The following is a 13,727-nucleotide window of genomic DNA, read 5'->3' as shown; positions in this document are numbered from 1 at the left end:
TGAGCCGTTCGCGGCCGCTTGGGCCGCGAACGGCTCTGGTTCACGCTCGGGCGAGCTCGGGGATGCCGGCCGGCTCTGTCGGCGGGGCCGCCTTCGGTCTGGCGGGGAGCTGGCTCGCCAGTGTCGCCGCCAGCGCCACGGCGAAGCCGGTGACCTGCCAGGCCGTGAAGGACTCGCCCAGCACCAGCCAGCCGAGGAACGCCGCCGTGAGCGGCGAGAACAGGCCCAGGAAGCTCAGCGGCACCACCGATAGCCTGCCGATGCCACGGAACCACAGCCAGTAGCCCAGCGCCGTGTTCACCAGCCCCAGGTAGGCGTAGCCGGCGATGTTGACCGTCGTGAAGTGCGGCGGGCCGCCTTCGAGGAGGAAGGCCACGGGGATGAGCAGGACGCCCCCGGCCGTCAGCTGCCATCCGGCGAGCGCCGCCGGCCCGGCGCCCTTCGGCAGTCCCCACCGCTTGGTGAGCACCGTTGCGGTGGCCATCGACGCCGCCCCGCCCACCGCGGCGGCCCCACCGATCAGGTCCAGCCGCGCCTCGGCGGTGAGCACCACCAGCGCCACGCCCGCGACCCCGGCCAGGCCCAGCAGCCAGGTGCGCAGCCGCACCCGCTGGTGCAGCACGAGGATTGTCGCCGCGGCCGTCGCGAGCGGCCCGACCGCGCCGGCCACCGCCGCCACGCCTCCGGGGAGCCGGTAGGCGGCCAGGAACAGCAGGGCGAAGAACGCGGCGATATTGAGCGCGCCGATGACGCTCGCCTTCCACCACCATTCGCCGCTCGGCAGCCTTCGCGCGATGAGTATGAGCAGCAGTCCGGCCGGGAGCGCCCGGAGGAGCGCGGTGAGCATGGGTCGGTCGGGCGGCAGGAACTCGGTGGTCACCAGGTAGGTGGTGCCCCACATGGCGGGTGCGAGGGCGGTGATGGCGATGTCGCGGGCGCGGGCGGTCATGGGGTCGCCTCCAAGTAGCTTGTATACAAGTAGCTTAGTATCAAGATGCTTTAAGTCAAGATACTTGGACTTGAGTTGGATCACCGTGAGGTACTTCCGCGGCGTCCCCTCTGGTGGGCGAGAATGTCCGCATGGCTGAACCAGACGCGGTCGACCGCATCGTCGAGCAGTGGCACCGCGAGATGCCCGAGCTCGAGCTCGATCCCATGGCCGTCTTCGGGCGCATCCACCGCATCTCCCAGAAGGTCGGCGCGAGGCTCCACGGCGTCTACGTCGCGCACGGCATCGGGCGCGGCGAGTTCGACGTCCTGGCCAGCATTCGCCGCTCCGGAGCGCCGTTCGTCCTCTCGCCCAAGCAGATCAGCGCCACCCTCATGCTCTCCTCCGGCGGCCTCACCGGACGCCTCGACAAGCTCGAGAGCGCCGGATTCATCGAGCGGCTCCCGGACCCGGACGACCGCCGCGGCCTCAAGGTCCGCATGACCGCCGAAGGCAAGAGCGCCATCGAGACCGCCGTCCGCGAAGGCCTGGAGGTCCAGGAGGAACTGCTCTCGGCCCTTGACGCCGGAGAACGCCGGCAGTTCGGTGCGCTCCTGCGCAAACTGCACACGACGTTCGAGGACCAGCCGTTCGGGTAGTCCAAGCGTCCGCGGGCGGCTTCACCCGCCGGCCCGCCCGATCAACGATGCGGACGCCGCGAAGCGGCGTCCGCGGAACCGATGGAGGCGACACCATGCGATACACCCGTCTCGGCACCACGGGAACCCAGGTTTCACGGTTGTGCATCGGCTGCATGAGCTTCGGGGAACCCGACCGCGGAACCCACTCGTGGACGCTCGGTGAGGCCGCCGCCCGCGACGTCATCCGCGCCGCGCTCGACGCCGGGATCAACTTCTTCGACACCGCCAACGTCTATAGCGACGGATCCAGTGAGGAGATCGTCGGCGGCGCCCTGGCCGACATGGCCCGCCGCGACGAGGTCGTCATCGCCACCAAGGTCTTCGGCACCATGCGTCCGGGCCCCAACGGCGCCGGGCTCTCCCGCAAGGCCATCATGACCGAGATCGACGCCAGCCTCCGCAGGCTCGGCACGGACTACGTCGATCTCTACCAGATCCACCGCTGGGACGGGGCCACGCCGATCGAGGAGACCATGGAGGCCCTCCACGACGTGGTCAAGGCCGGGAAGGCCCGGTACATCGGGGCCTCCTCGATGTACGCCTGGCAGTTCGCCAAGGCCCTGTTCACCGCGGACCTCAACGGCTGGACCCGCTTCGCGACCATGCAGAACCACTACAACCTCATCAACCGCGAAGAGGAGCGCGAGATGCTCCCGCTGTGCCTCGACCAAGGGGTGGGATCGATCCCGTGGAGCCCGCTCGCGCGGGGCCTGCTGGCCCGCGATCCGGAGATCGCCACCGAACGCTCCGCCGACGACGCCTTCGGCGACCGGCTCTACGGCGGCTCCGAGGAGGCCGACCGGCAGGTCATCGAACGTCTCGGCCGCGTCGCCGAGGCACGCGGCGTACCGCGCGCCCAGGTCGCACTGGCGTGGCTGCTGCGCAACCCCGCGGTGACCGCCCCGATCGTCGGCGTCACCAAGCCCGGCCACCTGACCGACGCGCTCGCCGCGCTCGACATCGACCTGACCGACGAAGAGGTCATGCTGCTGGAGGAGATGTACGTTCCGCACGAGATCGCCGGATTCTCGTAGGCGATCGCCGGTCACCGCCCCTCGACGGCCGCCTCCAGCTCCTGCTGAAGGCGATCGGGATCCACGTCCTCACCGCTGGAGAAGGCGGTGTGGACGTGGTCGCGGAACACCTCGCTGAAGCGGTTGTAGCGGTCCACTCCCGGGCGCTGCCCGGCCTGCTCGAGCCCGTGCTCCAGGGCCCGCACGCCCGCCACCGGGAAGCCCCGTGCGGCGCCCGGTTCGACGCACGGGACCTCGACGGCCGCCTGGTCGGCCGAGGCCCCGGGCGTGGCTCCGCGAATGTAGGCGTCCTCGTACGGCTCCTCGCGGGTGGCTCCGAAGCCGCCGCGCTCGAACAAGAGCTGCTGGCTGCGGCCGTTCGTCAGGAACTCCGCGAGGCGCTGCGCGGCCACCGGGTAGCGCGAGTAGGCGGTCACCGCCAGACTCTGGCCCCCGAGGAGCCCCGAGCCGGGCAGGGGGGCCACGCCCACCTCGAAGTCGATCGCCTCGCATGTCAAGAGCTGGAAATAGGCGTTCGGCCAATGCCGCAGGAAGATCGTGCGGCCCTCCTTGAACGCCTCCAGCGAGCCCTCCTCGTCGTGCTCCAGCGAGTCGGGCAGGATCGTGCCGCCCTCGATCAGCCCGTTCAAGCGGCTGAGCGCGGCGATCGTGGCGTGGTCGTCGGCGACCTGGATCAAGTCCTCGCGGACCGGTTCGGCGCCGTTCGACAGCAGGACCTCCCAGACATTGACGGTGAAGCCCTCGTACGGCCCCAGCTGCATCGCGATCCCGGCCCGCAGCTCGGGCGCGCGCTCGCGCACCGCCTCGTCGCGCAGCAGCGACTCGGCGGTCTGGACGTACTGCTCCCAGCTGTCGGTCGGCGGATCGCCGCGCACCACGTCCTTGCGGTAGTAGAGCAGTCCGACATCGGTGTTGAACGGCAGCGCGTAGACGTCGCCGTCGAACCTGCCCGCGGCGTACGGCGCCGGCAGGAAGTCGTCGTCGGCCAGCTCGCTCAGTTTCCGGAGGTGCCCCTGCTCGGCGAAGCCGGCGATCCACGGGATGTCGAGGTTGACGAGGTCGATGCCCTCGTCCTTCGCCTGGAGCCGGGCGTGCATCGCGTTGTATTCGACGTCCGCGTTGGGCGGCAGTTCGAGCACCGTGGCGGGTTGATCGGGGTGCAGCTGGTTCCACTGCCGCACCAGCGAGGCGCGTTGCGCGCCGAAGCTCACGTCGAGGCCGCTCAGGATCACCAGCCGCTCGCCTCGCGGCAGCACCTCCATGTCCGGCCGCCCGTCGATCAGGTGCCGCCACAGGAAGCCGCCGGCCACGCCGCCCACCAAGGCGGCGCCCATCGCGCTCAACACATCGCGACGACGCCGGCCGCTCCGGGCAAGGCGCTTGAACCTGTCGGCCGACTCAGTCATTCCCGCCCCAGATCTGATCGAACACCTCGGCGAAGGCCGACTCGATCGACCGGGCCTGCACGCTCTCGCAGCGGCCTCGCGAGGCGGTGGCGAGTTCGCCCAGCCCGGTCGACTCGCATGACGCGCCCGCGACGGTGATGACGTACAACTGCACGTCGGTCGCGGTGACCTGTTCGGTCAGCTCGTCGAGGCCGATCCGGTGCACGGCGTCGTCGTTCTCGCCGTCGGTGAGGACGACCATGACCGACTGCGCCGCACCGTCGTCGAGTCCCTCCAATGCGGACACACCCGAAGCGATCGTATGGTAAAGCGGCGTGTCGCCCTCGGGCGCCCGGGCTTCGAGCAGTTCGACCGCCTGCCGGTGGTGCTCGGGGTCGGCGGGACCGATCGGCACCAGCTCGACCGGCTCCAGGCGCTCGCCGTCGGGGAAGACCCACAGTCCGAACTCGTCGGCACGGCCGAACGCGCCGAGCGCCTCCTCCGCGCCCGCCCGCGCGAGATCGGCGAGGGTCTGGTCGCCGGTGCCGGACGCCTCGTCCATCGATCCGGAGTTGTCGACCGCCAGCAGCACTCGCGCCGGCATGCGCGCGTCGCCGAACGCGGCCTCGAGCTCCGCGATACGACTCGCCTGCGGCAGGTAGGTGCTCGGCGTCGCCGTGATGTCGACGCCCGGATCGGCGGCCAAGAGCGTGGCCCGTCCCTCGGTGCGCACGCCGATCTCGGCCAGCGCGGCGGCGCCGGCCGGCTCGGTCAGCCAGCCGATGAGGTCCGCCGACGCCCGGTCACGGTCGGCCTCGACGGCGTCGTCGGCTCCCTCGGGATCGGGCCAGCCGAGATCGACGGCGGTGTAGTCCAGACTCGCGGCCCCGGCCGGATACATCGCCCGCAGCGGCGTCTCGGGCCGGTCGGTCTGCGGGCAGTCCGCGCCCATGTCGCCGTTGTTGTAGACGGCCATGGCGCGCTCGGTGGTGAGCACGCCCGTCGCCGACGCGTCACCATTGTGGAGCAGGCACAGCAGCTCGGTCTCGTCGAGCTTGCCGACCCCGTGTGACTCCAGGCCGTCGGCGATGGACCGTTCGGCCGCGCTGGGGCTCATGTCGAGGCCGTAGAGCCACTGGAGGTGGTAGAGCGCGGCGAACGACAACTCCGGGTCGGCGCGCACCACGCTCGGCCCTTCCGGGGCCGCGAGCGACGTGAAGACGTCTTCGGCGGTCGCCCCGAGATCCTGATGGGCTTCGGGAACCGCCAAGACCAGGGGAGTCGAGCCGATCGGGACCCGTTCCCCGGTCAACGGCGAGCGGCCCCCGCCCGTGAGCGCCTTGGCGGATTCGATCTGCGCGGCCGACTCCGCGATCCACACGTCGGGGCGTGCGCCGAGTTCGCGCATCGTCGCGGCGCCCCAGTCGTCCTCGAACGCCTGCTGCGCCTGCGCCCATGAGACCGGGAGGGCGGTGGCGTCGACGCTGCGGCAGTCGTGGTCGCCCCGTTGATCCGACGCGAAGGCCTCCACCGCCTCGGCGAAGCCGGCGGCGCCCTCCTGGGGGACGGCCACGGTGAGCTCGATGGGGTCGCCGCAGGGCGGATCGAAGATGTTGCGGATCTGGGGCTGGAACAGGGCGACCACCAGCGCCAGGATGCCGACCGCGGTGGTAGCGATGACGGTGGGGCGCAGCCAGCGGCGCGGTTTCGTCTCCTCACCGGGAGCCTTGGCGTGGTGTTCGCGGTTCAGCCAGATCCCGAAGACGAGCACGCCGCCCGAGACGGCGGCGAGGAACGACAGTCCGAAGGCGAGCCAGTGGAAGGTCTCCAGTTCGCTGCGGGTGCGGCCTTCGGCGAGGATGCCCAGGTAGTTGACGATGTTGGCCAAGATCGTGAGTGCCGCGCTGCTGAAGGTGATGAGCAGGGCGGGGGTGCGCCGGCGTCGGTTCGGTTCGGGATCGTCAGCTGCGGATGTCTCGTCGTCCTTCGCATTTGCGGGCACTGGTGCTCCAGTCGGGGCCTTCACGTCGACATTGACTGGTCTCAGTATGCCGGAAGCCCGCAAGCGGCGCGGAAGTCCATATCGGCTATTGGCCGTCGTCGTCCACCGTGTAGTCGATGGCGTCGTAGATGTAGATCGGCGCCCACGGGGCCACGTCGAACGCCGGGTCTCCCATCCTGGACGCCTGCGCGGCGGGCGGCTCGGGGACCGGCGGCGGGGGAGGCGGCGGCGCGAGCACCCGGCTGCGCTCGATCGCGGTGCGCATGGTCTCGGGGCCGAACGGCGAGTGCTCGGCGGCCTCGTCGTCCGCCACCAGCCCTTGCGCCACCTCGCCGCACAGCCTCGCGACCTCGGTGAGGTCCCGCGCCTGGCTCCTGGCCCACCAGTAGTCGGCCGGTTCGCCGTGCCCTGGGACGACGGTCGTCGGCTTCCAGCTCAGGAGGTACTCCACCGCCTGCGGCCAGTGGTACGGGAAGGCGGCGTCGTACGACGGTGGGGCACCGTTCTCCAGCAGGTCGCCGGCGAAGAGCACTCCTGCGTCGGGTACCTCGACGACCATGTCGTTGTCGCTGTGCGCGAGGCCGACCTGCCGCAGCACCACGGTCCGCCCGCCCAGGTTCAGGCCGAGGGCGCCGCTCACCCGGCAGTTCGGCGGCACGAGCCGGGAGCGCCCGATGCGCCGCGCCGCCTCCTCGCGTTGCTGGAGCCGGTACTTCGAGGCCCAGCGTTTGCGCTGTTCGTCGCCCGTGGAGAGGTAATGGGCGCCGTCGGCGACGGCCCAGATCGCGGACTCGCCGAATGCGGAGGTCCCGAACCAGTGGTCGAAGTGGTCGTGGGTGTAGGCGATCTGCCACGGCAGGGGCGTGAGCTCGCGGATCGCGGTGGCGAAGTCGTAGCCGTGATCGGCGTCGACGCCGGTGTCGACCACCAGGCAGTAGTCGTCGCCGACGACGAGCCCGAGCGACAGGTCCAGCTCCTCGCAGCGTCGCGCCCACACCCGGTCGGCCAACTCCACCCAGTGATCACCCATGCGCGCAATGGTATTCGCTCGCCTCTCGCCCCTTCGCCGAGAGCGCTGTCGGATACGAATCACAGGGGGCGGAGTTGAACGCGCTTCCATGACGCTCTACGGTCGGTTGGAGCGCCGCATGTCGTCCTTTCGTCGCTGTCCGGGTTGTATTGCTTACGCCCGCTATACGGCAACGATTTGATCACGGAATGTGTCACTTCCAGTTAATTCGGCTCGTGTAAGTTTCCAGGTGAATTGTCGCCCCTTTCTGTACGAAGGAGTCCATCTCCCATGCACCTCAGTCGCCGCCGCCTGCTGTATGGATCGGCAGGTGTCGCAGCCGTATCAGTGGCCGGATGCTCGGCGGGCGAGGAGTCTGTCGAACGCACCGGTTTCACCGGGATCTCGATGCCCATGACCACGTCCGAGCGTTGGGTGATCGAGGGCGAGTACCTCAGGGACCATTTCGAGGATCTCGGCTACCGCACCCTCCTCGAGTACGCCGAGAACGAGGCCGAGACCCAGGTCGACCAGATCCAGGGAATGATCGACGCCGGCGTCGAGTTCCTCATCATCTCCGCGGTCGACAACCGCTCCCTCGGGGCGGTGCTCGCCGATGCGAAGGACAACGGCGTCACGATCATCGCCTACGACCGGCTCATCCTCCAGACCCCTGACGTGGACTACTACGCCTCCTTCGACAACTACCAGGTCGGCGTGCTCCAGGCGGAGCACATCATCAGCCGGCTCGGCCTCGAGGACGATCCGGACGCCGGGCCGTTCAACGTCGAGTTGTTCTCCGGCGACCCCGCGGACAGCAACTCCGAGTACTTCTTCCTGGGCGGCCTCGACACCCTGGAGCGCTACACCTACGAGGGTCGGGTGCAGATCGTCTCCGAGCAGACCGAGCAGCAGGAGACCTCCACCGCCGGCTGGGACGGCGAGATCGCCAAGGAGCGCATGGCCAAGCTGCTCGACGACTACTACTCCGACGACGAGGTGGAGCTTCACGCCGTCCTGTCGCCGTACGACGGCATCAGCCGCGGCATCGTCGAGGCCCTCGTCGACGCCGACTACACTCCCGGCTCGGACGACTTCCCGATCGTCACCGGCCAGGACGCCGAGGCGGCCTCCGTCAAGGCCATCCGGGATGAGACCGGGCAGACCCAGACGGTCTTCAAGGACACCCGCAACCTCGCCGACGTCGCCCTCAACATGGTCACCGCGATCATGGACGGCGGCTCGCCGGAGGTCAACGACCTCGGCACTTACAACAACGGCTTCAAGTTCGTTCCCGCCTATCTCCTGGAACCGGTGGCCGTCGACCAGTCGAACTGGGAGGAAGTGCTCATCGAGAGCGATTACCTCACCATGGAGGACGTGGACGAGGCCTAGGAACCGCCTTCGGAGATTCCCCAGATTTTTCTCGGTGAAGGTGTCGAATCGGCGTCGCCCCGATCGACGCAGAGGTATCAAGGCCAAGGCAAGGCTCGCAAGCACCGCCTTGAGGGCCGAATACAGCAAAGAAGGAGCAAGGCCATGCGCTACCTCATCAACGTCGTCCACGACCGACCGGAGCCCGACCCCGAGACCGTCCCCAAGGAGCTCCACGAGGCGATGGGGAACTTCGTCGCCAAGCTCGCCGCTGACGGCGTCCTCGTCGACGCCGCCGGCCTGTCCCGCATGGAGCAGGCCAAGCGGGTCGACCTGCACGACGGCAAGATCAAGGTCATCGACGGCCCGTTCGCCGAATCGAAGGAGTGGGTCGGAGGATTCTTCGTCCTCCAGGTCCGGTCCGAGGCCGAGGCCGTCGAGTACGCCCGGCAGTCGGTCGAGCTGCACCAGAAGTACTTCCCGGGCTTCGACGTCGTCCACGAGGTCCGCAAGATCGAAGACGGCGAGGACTGATCCCGCGCCGATGTGCTTAGCTTGGCGGTGTGAAGGCCGACGGAGTTCACGAAGCGGTGGAGACGGTATGGCGGATGGAGTCCGCCAAGATCATCGCCGTGCTTGCCCGGACCGTGAACGACGTCGGCCTCGCCGAGGACCTCGCGACCGACGCCGTCGTCGCGGCCCTCGAGCAGTGGCCCCAGGAAGGCGTGCCCGACCGGCCCGCCGCCTGGCTCATGGTCACCGCCAAGCGGCGCGCGGTCGACCGCATTCGCCGCGACCAGAACCTCAAGGGCAAGTACGAGCACATCGCCCGCCAACTGGAGGTCTCCGGCCAGTCCGAGGACCCCATCGCCGAGGCCGACGCCGAACTCGACGACGACATCGGCGACGAACTGCTGCGCGTCGTCTTCTGCGCCTGCCACCCCGTGCTCTCCCTGGAAGCGCGCGCCGCCCTGACCCTCAAGGTCGCCGCGGGCCTCACCACCGGTGAGATCGCGCGCGCCTATCTCACCACCGAGCCCACCGTCGCCCAGCGCATCGTGCGCGCCAAGCGGAAACTCGAGCAGGCGGGCGTGACGTTCGAGGCGCCGTCGGCCGACGAGTTCGGCGAGCGGCTGGATGCGGTGCTCGAGGTGGTCTACCTGATCTTCAACGAGGGGTACACCGCGACCGGCGGCGACGACCTCATGCGTCCGCAGCTGTGCGAGGACGCGATGCGGCTCGCGCAGCGCCTCACGGTGCTGCTGCCCGACCAGCCCGAGGTCTTGGGCCTCGCCGCGCTGCTCGACTTCCAGGCGTCCCGCTCGCGGGCCCGCACCGACGCGAACGGCGACCCGGTGCCGCTGCCCGAGCAGGACCGGTCCAAATGGGACCGGCTGCTCATCCGGCGCGGGCAGGCCACGCTGCACCGCGCCAGCGCGTGGGGCGAGGACGCGGGGCCCTACGTCCTCCAGGCCGCGATCGCCGCCTCTCACGCGCGTGCCACTCGGCCCGAGGACACCGACTGGGTGCGCATCGCGGGCTTGTACTCGCGGCTGCTGACCGTGCAGCCGTCCCCGGTGGTGGCGCTCAACCGCGCGATGGCCTTCGGCATGGCGTTCGGACCCGAGCGCGGGCTGGCCTTGGTCGAGGAGATCGCCGACCTTCCCGCGCTGAAGGATTACCAGTTCGTGCCTGCCGTGCGCGGTGAGATGCTCGAGCGCATGGGCCGGTTCGAGGAGGCGTGCAGTGAGTTCGAACACGCCGCTGAGCTGACCGACAATGCGCGCGAAAAAGAGCAGTTGCGGCAGCGCGCGGCCGGTCTCAGAAGTGCTCCCTGAGACCCTTGAGCTTCAAGCTTGCGCCGTTATCAAACCGTTATGCGACCTTCCTTCGGGTTGCCGCGTGTTTGATTGGTACGGTGCCTGAGCGGATCGGTTCTCTGCCCCCGATCGCGCAAGGCCCCTCCAATCCCCCATTTTGAGCAATACCACCATTTAGGAGAATCATGAACCGTACCCTCAAGCGGGTGCTGGGACTGACCGGGAGCGTCGCCCTCGGGCTCGCCGGTGCAGTCACTTTCGCTTCGGCCGCCCAAGCCCACCACGTCGAGATCGAAGGCTCTTCAGATTGCGCCGACGACGGCTGGGTCGCGAACTGGGAAGTGCAGGACTGGTTCGAACAGTCGCACATGGGCCCCGGTGTCATCTTCGACATCATCTCCACCCCCGACGCCGAAATCGTCGGTGACATCGCGGAGGGCACTCCGCTCCCTCCGCTGAACAGCGGCACGCTGCTCACCGGCACGCAGACGTTCGGCGCCGACGTCACGCAGGTGACGCTCGAGATCTGGGCCGAGTGGCCCAACGGTAAGAAGGACAAGGGAACCGCTACGGTCTCCGCTCCGACCGACTGTGCGCCCGGCCAGACTCCTACGCCGGAGGCCGGCGCGACCGCTTGGAGCGATTGCTTCGGCCTGAACGTCGTCGTCGCCAACCACAACCCCGATGCGCTGGCCGAGTTCACCCTCGAGCCGAGCACCGGCGAGCCTGTCACCGTGGCCCCGGAGGCCGGTGAGGACAACGCCTACACCGAGTACTTCGCAGTGGAAGACGCTGAGGCCGGCTTGTCCGTCACCGTGTACGTCGACGGCGAAGAGTTCGAGACTTACACCTGGGACGGCGGCGGAAACTGCGAGTGGGGCGTCATCTACGACACCTGTGAAGGTCTCGAGTTCGAGTTGTCCATCCCCGAGGACGGCGTTGAGACCACCTACACGCTGACCCCGTCCGAGGGTGACGAGGTCGTCGTGACCCTGGCTCCCGGCGAGACCGAAACGGTGACCTTCGTGGCCACCGGCGACGAGCTCACCGTGGCCTACCTGATCGAGGACGACAAGAACTTCTACGAGGGCGAGGTCCCCTGGACCAAGCCTGAGGGTTGCGAAGAGGCCCCGGTCGAGTCCGAGACTCCGTCCGCTGCTCCTCAGCTGCCGACCACCGGTTCGTCCATGACGATCATGATCGGTGCCGCCTCCGCGTTGGTTCTCGCGGCTGCCGTGCTGTTCTTCATCGCGCGTCGCCGTCGTGCGGCCGCCGACTGGTAGACCGATCCCGTCTGTGGGACACGGCTATCGGCTGATCTGAAATGAGGGGCCGCGCAGCTCGACTGCGCGGCCCCTTTCACGTCCTTCGAACACAACACCGCCGCTCAGGCGACGCCGACGAGCCGCAGCAGCGCCGTCGTGGCCGCCGCCGCCACGACCACCGCCGCCAGCGGCGCCTTCCACCACGCGAGCACGCCGCCGACCGCCACCCCGGCGGCGAGCGCCCACCCGCCCCAGCCGCCGTTCACCACGATCGTCGTCGTCGCGACCAGCGCCACGAGCACGACGGTCGCGGCGCGTTTGAGGAACTCCTCGGTCTGCTCGTTCAGGGTGATGCGGTTGCGCAGCATGGGCCCCGAGAGCCGGATCAGAAACGTGCCGACCGCCAGCACGGCCACCTCGAACCAGGTCACCGTCTCACCTCCTCCGGTTCGGGCCACGCGACGACCAGCCCGAGCAGCGCCAGCATCACCGGCAGCCCGGCAGGCAGGAACGGGCTTGTCGCCAGCGCGATCGCCGCACCGGTGAGCGAGGCCAGCAGTGTTCGGGAATGACGCAGGCTCGGCAGCACCAACGCCAAGATGATCGCGGGCAGCGCCGCGTCCATACCGAGCGCTTCGGGATCGCCGATGCTGCGCCCCGCGAGGATGCCGGCGACATTGCCGATCACCCACGCGATGGCGTTCCCGGCGCCGGTGGTCCAGTAGACGATCTTGGCCCGCCGAAGGTCGTCGCCCACCGCCAGCGCGAAGGCCGCGGTCGTGTCGAGCAGGTTCTGCGTCCCGAGGAGGCGGGTCCACCAGCGGTCCCAGTACAGGTGACCGACCGCCATCCCATAGGGGATGTGCCGGAGATTGAGGATGAGCCCGGTCGCGATGACGGCCAGCGCGCCGCCTCCGGCGGTGGCGACGCCCAGCGCGGCGAACTGCGCGGCCCCGGCGTAGACGAAGACCGACATGCCCATGGTGATCGCCCATGGAACGCCGTGAGCGGTGGAGAGTGCGGCGAAGGCGGCACCGGCTACGCCGATGCCGACGCTGTATGCCGCCGTGTCACGCAGCAGTCCCGGGCCGACGAGCTTCGCGAATCTGGACGACACCGCGGCAGTGTTGCCCGAAACGGCCGCCGCTACACCTGCGTTCAGGCGATCCCGGCGAGCCGCAGCAGCGCGGTGGTCGCCGCGGCGGCGACCACGACGATCGCCAACGGCGCCTTCCTCCACGCCAGGACGCCGCCGACCAGCACCCCGGCGGGGAGCGCCCAGCCGGCGAAGGCGCCGTCGATCAGGAATGTCGAGGTGACCGTGAGCGCCAGCAGCACCACGGTCGCGCCGGCCTTGACGACCTTCTCGGTGTGGTCCGAGAGTGTGATGCGGTTTCGCAGCAGGGGACCGGAGAGCCGGATGAGGTACGTGCCCACCGCCAAGGCGATGATCCCCACGAGCATCATCATGCCGCCGCCTCCTCGCGTGAGGGCCGGCGCCACATGACGACCAGCCCCATGAGCGCCAGCAGCACCGGGACGCCCGCGGGCAGGACGAAGCTGGAGGCGAGCGCGATCACCGATCCGACGAGGCCGGCCAGCAGCGTCTCCTTGTCGCGCAGCGCCGGGATGACGAGCGCCAGCAGGATCGCCGGGAGGGCCGCGTCGAGCCCGAGCGTCTCGGGGTCGGCGATGAACTGCCCGGCCAGCGCCCCGACGATAGTCCCGATGTTCCAGCTGAGGAACAGCGCGGCGCCGACGGTCCAGAACGCGGTCTTCGCGCGGCGCCGGTCGTGCCCGGCGGCGAGCGCGAAGGCGGTGGTCTGATCGATCAGCACGTGCGTGCCCAGCAGCTTCGAGCGCAGGCTGGTCCAGTAGATGCCGCCGACGGCCATGCCGTAGGGGACGTGCCGCATATTGAGCACGAGCCCGGCCGCGACCCCGGCGAGGAGGCCGCCGCCGGTGGTCATGATGCCCATCGTGGCGAACTGCGAGGCCCCGGCGAAGACGAACACCGACATGGCGCTCGACTGCCACCACGGGACGCCTTGGGCGGAAGCGATGGCGCCGAAGGAGGCGCCGGCTATGAAGATGCCGGCGGCGAGGGCGCCGACGTCGCGCAGGAGGTCCGGACCGATGCGCCGGAGGAGGGTCGTGAGCACCGGACGAGTATGCCTCGCTCGAAACTGCCCGACCAAACGTTCAGGGC

Annotated in this window: 14 protein-coding genes; 6 read left to right on the top strand and 8 right to left on the bottom strand. The window is 69.3% G+C overall.

Annotation, left to right across the window (positions count from 1 at the left end; genetic code table 11):
• Window positions 1-40 precede the first annotated feature (40 nt).
• Window positions 41-949 (bottom strand): EamA/DMT transporter family protein, encoded by a 909-nt coding sequence (locus tag ACYVK3_RS10085; RefSeq protein WP_460497177.1) that lies wholly within the window; start codon window positions 947-949, stop codon window positions 41-43.
• A gap of 131 nt (window positions 950-1,080) precedes the next feature.
• Here ACYVK3_RS10085 and ACYVK3_RS10080 point away from each other — a divergent pair, with 131 nt between their 5' ends.
• Complete coding sequence (locus tag ACYVK3_RS10080) at window positions 1,081-1,587, top strand: MarR family winged helix-turn-helix transcriptional regulator (protein ID WP_460497176.1); 507 nt, start codon at window positions 1,081-1,083, stop codon at window positions 1,585-1,587.
• Window positions 1,588-1,682: 95 nt separating this feature from the next.
• Window positions 1,683-2,663, top strand: a complete 981-nt coding sequence (locus tag ACYVK3_RS10075; protein WP_460497175.1) for an aldo/keto reductase — start codon at window positions 1,683-1,685, stop codon at window positions 2,661-2,663.
• An 11-nt stretch (window positions 2,664-2,674) separates the two neighbouring features.
• On the opposite strand, the gene ACYVK3_RS10070 is transcribed toward ACYVK3_RS10075, so the two are convergent.
• The 3 genes from ACYVK3_RS10070 to ACYVK3_RS10060 all read right to left on the bottom strand — a co-directional run bounded on the left by ACYVK3_RS10070 (window position 2,675) and on the right by ACYVK3_RS10060 (window position 7,080).
• Complete coding sequence (locus ACYVK3_RS10070) at window positions 2,675-3,997, bottom strand: extracellular solute-binding protein (protein ID WP_460497174.1); 1,323 nt, start codon at window positions 3,995-3,997, stop codon at window positions 2,675-2,677.
• Window positions 3,998-4,061: 64 nt separating this feature from the next.
• Window positions 4,062-6,050, bottom strand: coding sequence for a vWA domain-containing protein (locus ACYVK3_RS10065; protein WP_460497173.1), 1,989 nt, complete (start codon window positions 6,048-6,050; stop codon window positions 4,062-4,064).
• 85 nt (window positions 6,051-6,135) lie between these two features.
• Window positions 6,136-7,080, bottom strand: a complete 945-nt coding sequence (locus ACYVK3_RS10060; RefSeq protein ID WP_460497172.1) for an MBL fold metallo-hydrolase — start codon at window positions 7,078-7,080, stop codon at window positions 6,136-6,138.
• A 393-nt stretch (window positions 7,081-7,473) separates the two neighbouring features.
• On the opposite strand from ACYVK3_RS10060, the gene ACYVK3_RS10055 reads away from it, so the two are divergent.
• From ACYVK3_RS10055 to ACYVK3_RS10040, 4 genes are all read left to right on the top strand, one after another.
• Window positions 7,474-8,454 carry a substrate-binding domain-containing protein gene (locus tag ACYVK3_RS10055; RefSeq protein WP_460497171.1) on the top strand — a complete coding sequence of 327 codons (981 nt, stop codon included), beginning with the start codon at window positions 7,474-7,476 and terminating at the stop codon, window positions 8,452-8,454.
• 144 nt (window positions 8,455-8,598) lie between these two features.
• Window positions 8,599-8,967 carry a YciI family protein gene (locus ACYVK3_RS10050; RefSeq protein ID WP_460497170.1) on the top strand — a complete coding sequence of 123 codons (369 nt, stop codon included), beginning with the start codon at window positions 8,599-8,601 and terminating at the stop codon, window positions 8,965-8,967.
• Window positions 8,968-8,996: 29 nt separating this feature from the next.
• The gene (locus tag ACYVK3_RS10045) at window positions 8,997-10,271 is read left to right on the top strand and encodes an RNA polymerase sigma factor (RefSeq protein ID WP_460497169.1); all 1,275 of its coding nucleotides are present in this window, start codon (window positions 8,997-8,999) and stop codon (window positions 10,269-10,271) included.
• A gap of 167 nt (window positions 10,272-10,438) precedes the next feature.
• Window positions 10,439-11,536 (top strand): LPXTG cell wall anchor domain-containing protein, encoded by a 1,098-nt coding sequence (locus ACYVK3_RS10040; protein WP_460497168.1) that lies wholly within the window; start codon window positions 10,439-10,441, stop codon window positions 11,534-11,536.
• A 104-nt stretch (window positions 11,537-11,640) separates the two neighbouring features.
• On the opposite strand, the gene ACYVK3_RS10035 is transcribed toward ACYVK3_RS10040, so the two are convergent.
• Genes ACYVK3_RS10035 through ACYVK3_RS10020 form a run of 4 tightly spaced genes read right to left on the bottom strand, consistent with a single transcriptional unit; the run spans window position 11,641 to window position 13,680 of the window.
• Window positions 11,641-11,949 carry an AzlD domain-containing protein gene (locus ACYVK3_RS10035; protein ID WP_460497167.1) on the bottom strand — a complete coding sequence of 103 codons (309 nt, stop codon included), beginning with the start codon at window positions 11,947-11,949 and terminating at the stop codon, window positions 11,641-11,643.
• The gene (locus tag ACYVK3_RS10030) at window positions 11,946-12,635 is read right to left on the bottom strand and encodes an AzlC family ABC transporter permease (RefSeq protein ID WP_460497166.1); all 690 of its coding nucleotides are present in this window, start codon (window positions 12,633-12,635) and stop codon (window positions 11,946-11,948) included. The genes ACYVK3_RS10035 and ACYVK3_RS10030 overlap by 4 nt, the downstream gene beginning before the upstream one ends.
• A 41-nt stretch (window positions 12,636-12,676) precedes the next feature.
• On the bottom strand, window positions 12,677-12,988 hold the full coding sequence (locus tag ACYVK3_RS10025; protein ID WP_460497165.1) for an AzlD domain-containing protein: 312 nt from the start codon (window positions 12,986-12,988) through the stop codon (window positions 12,677-12,679).
• Window positions 12,985-13,680: an AzlC family ABC transporter permease gene (locus tag ACYVK3_RS10020; protein WP_460497164.1), complete on the bottom strand. Its 696-nt coding sequence runs from the start codon at window positions 13,678-13,680 to the stop codon at window positions 12,985-12,987. Before ACYVK3_RS10020 ends, ACYVK3_RS10025 begins: the two co-directional genes overlap by 4 nt.
• Window positions 13,681-13,727: the final 47 nt, after the last annotated feature.

It is taken from the genome of Glycomyces tarimensis (assembly GCF_054776215.1).
This window is presented reverse-complemented; position numbering and strand designations above follow the sequence as displayed.

Bases quoted from the DNA above. Each gene is read 5' to 3' on its own strand.
- ACYVK3_RS10085 (WP_460497177.1), bottom strand. From the start codon at position 949: ATGACCGCCCGCGCCCGCGACATCGCCATCACCGCCCTCGCACCCGCC.
- ACYVK3_RS10080 (WP_460497176.1), top strand. From the start codon at position 1,081: ATGGCTGAACCAGACGCGGTCGACCGCATCGTCGAGCAGTGGCACCGC.
- ACYVK3_RS10075 (WP_460497175.1), top strand. From the start codon at position 1,683: ATGCGATACACCCGTCTCGGCACCACGGGAACCCAGGTTTCACGGTTG.
- ACYVK3_RS10070 (WP_460497174.1), bottom strand. From the start codon at position 3,997: ATGGGCGCCGCCTTGGTGGGCGGCGTGGCCGGCGGCTTCCTGTGGCGG.
- ACYVK3_RS10060 (WP_460497172.1), bottom strand. From the start codon at position 7,080: ATGGGTGATCACTGGGTGGAGTTGGCCGACCGGGTGTGGGCGCGACGC.
- ACYVK3_RS10055 (WP_460497171.1), top strand. From the start codon at position 7,474: ATGACCACGTCCGAGCGTTGGGTGATCGAGGGCGAGTACCTCAGGGAC.
- ACYVK3_RS10050 (WP_460497170.1), top strand. From the start codon at position 8,599: ATGCGCTACCTCATCAACGTCGTCCACGACCGACCGGAGCCCGACCCC.
- ACYVK3_RS10040 (WP_460497168.1), top strand. From the start codon at position 10,439: ATGAACCGTACCCTCAAGCGGGTGCTGGGACTGACCGGGAGCGTCGCC.
- ACYVK3_RS10025 (WP_460497165.1), bottom strand. From the start codon at position 12,988: ATGATGATGCTCGTGGGGATCATCGCCTTGGCGGTGGGCACGTACCTC.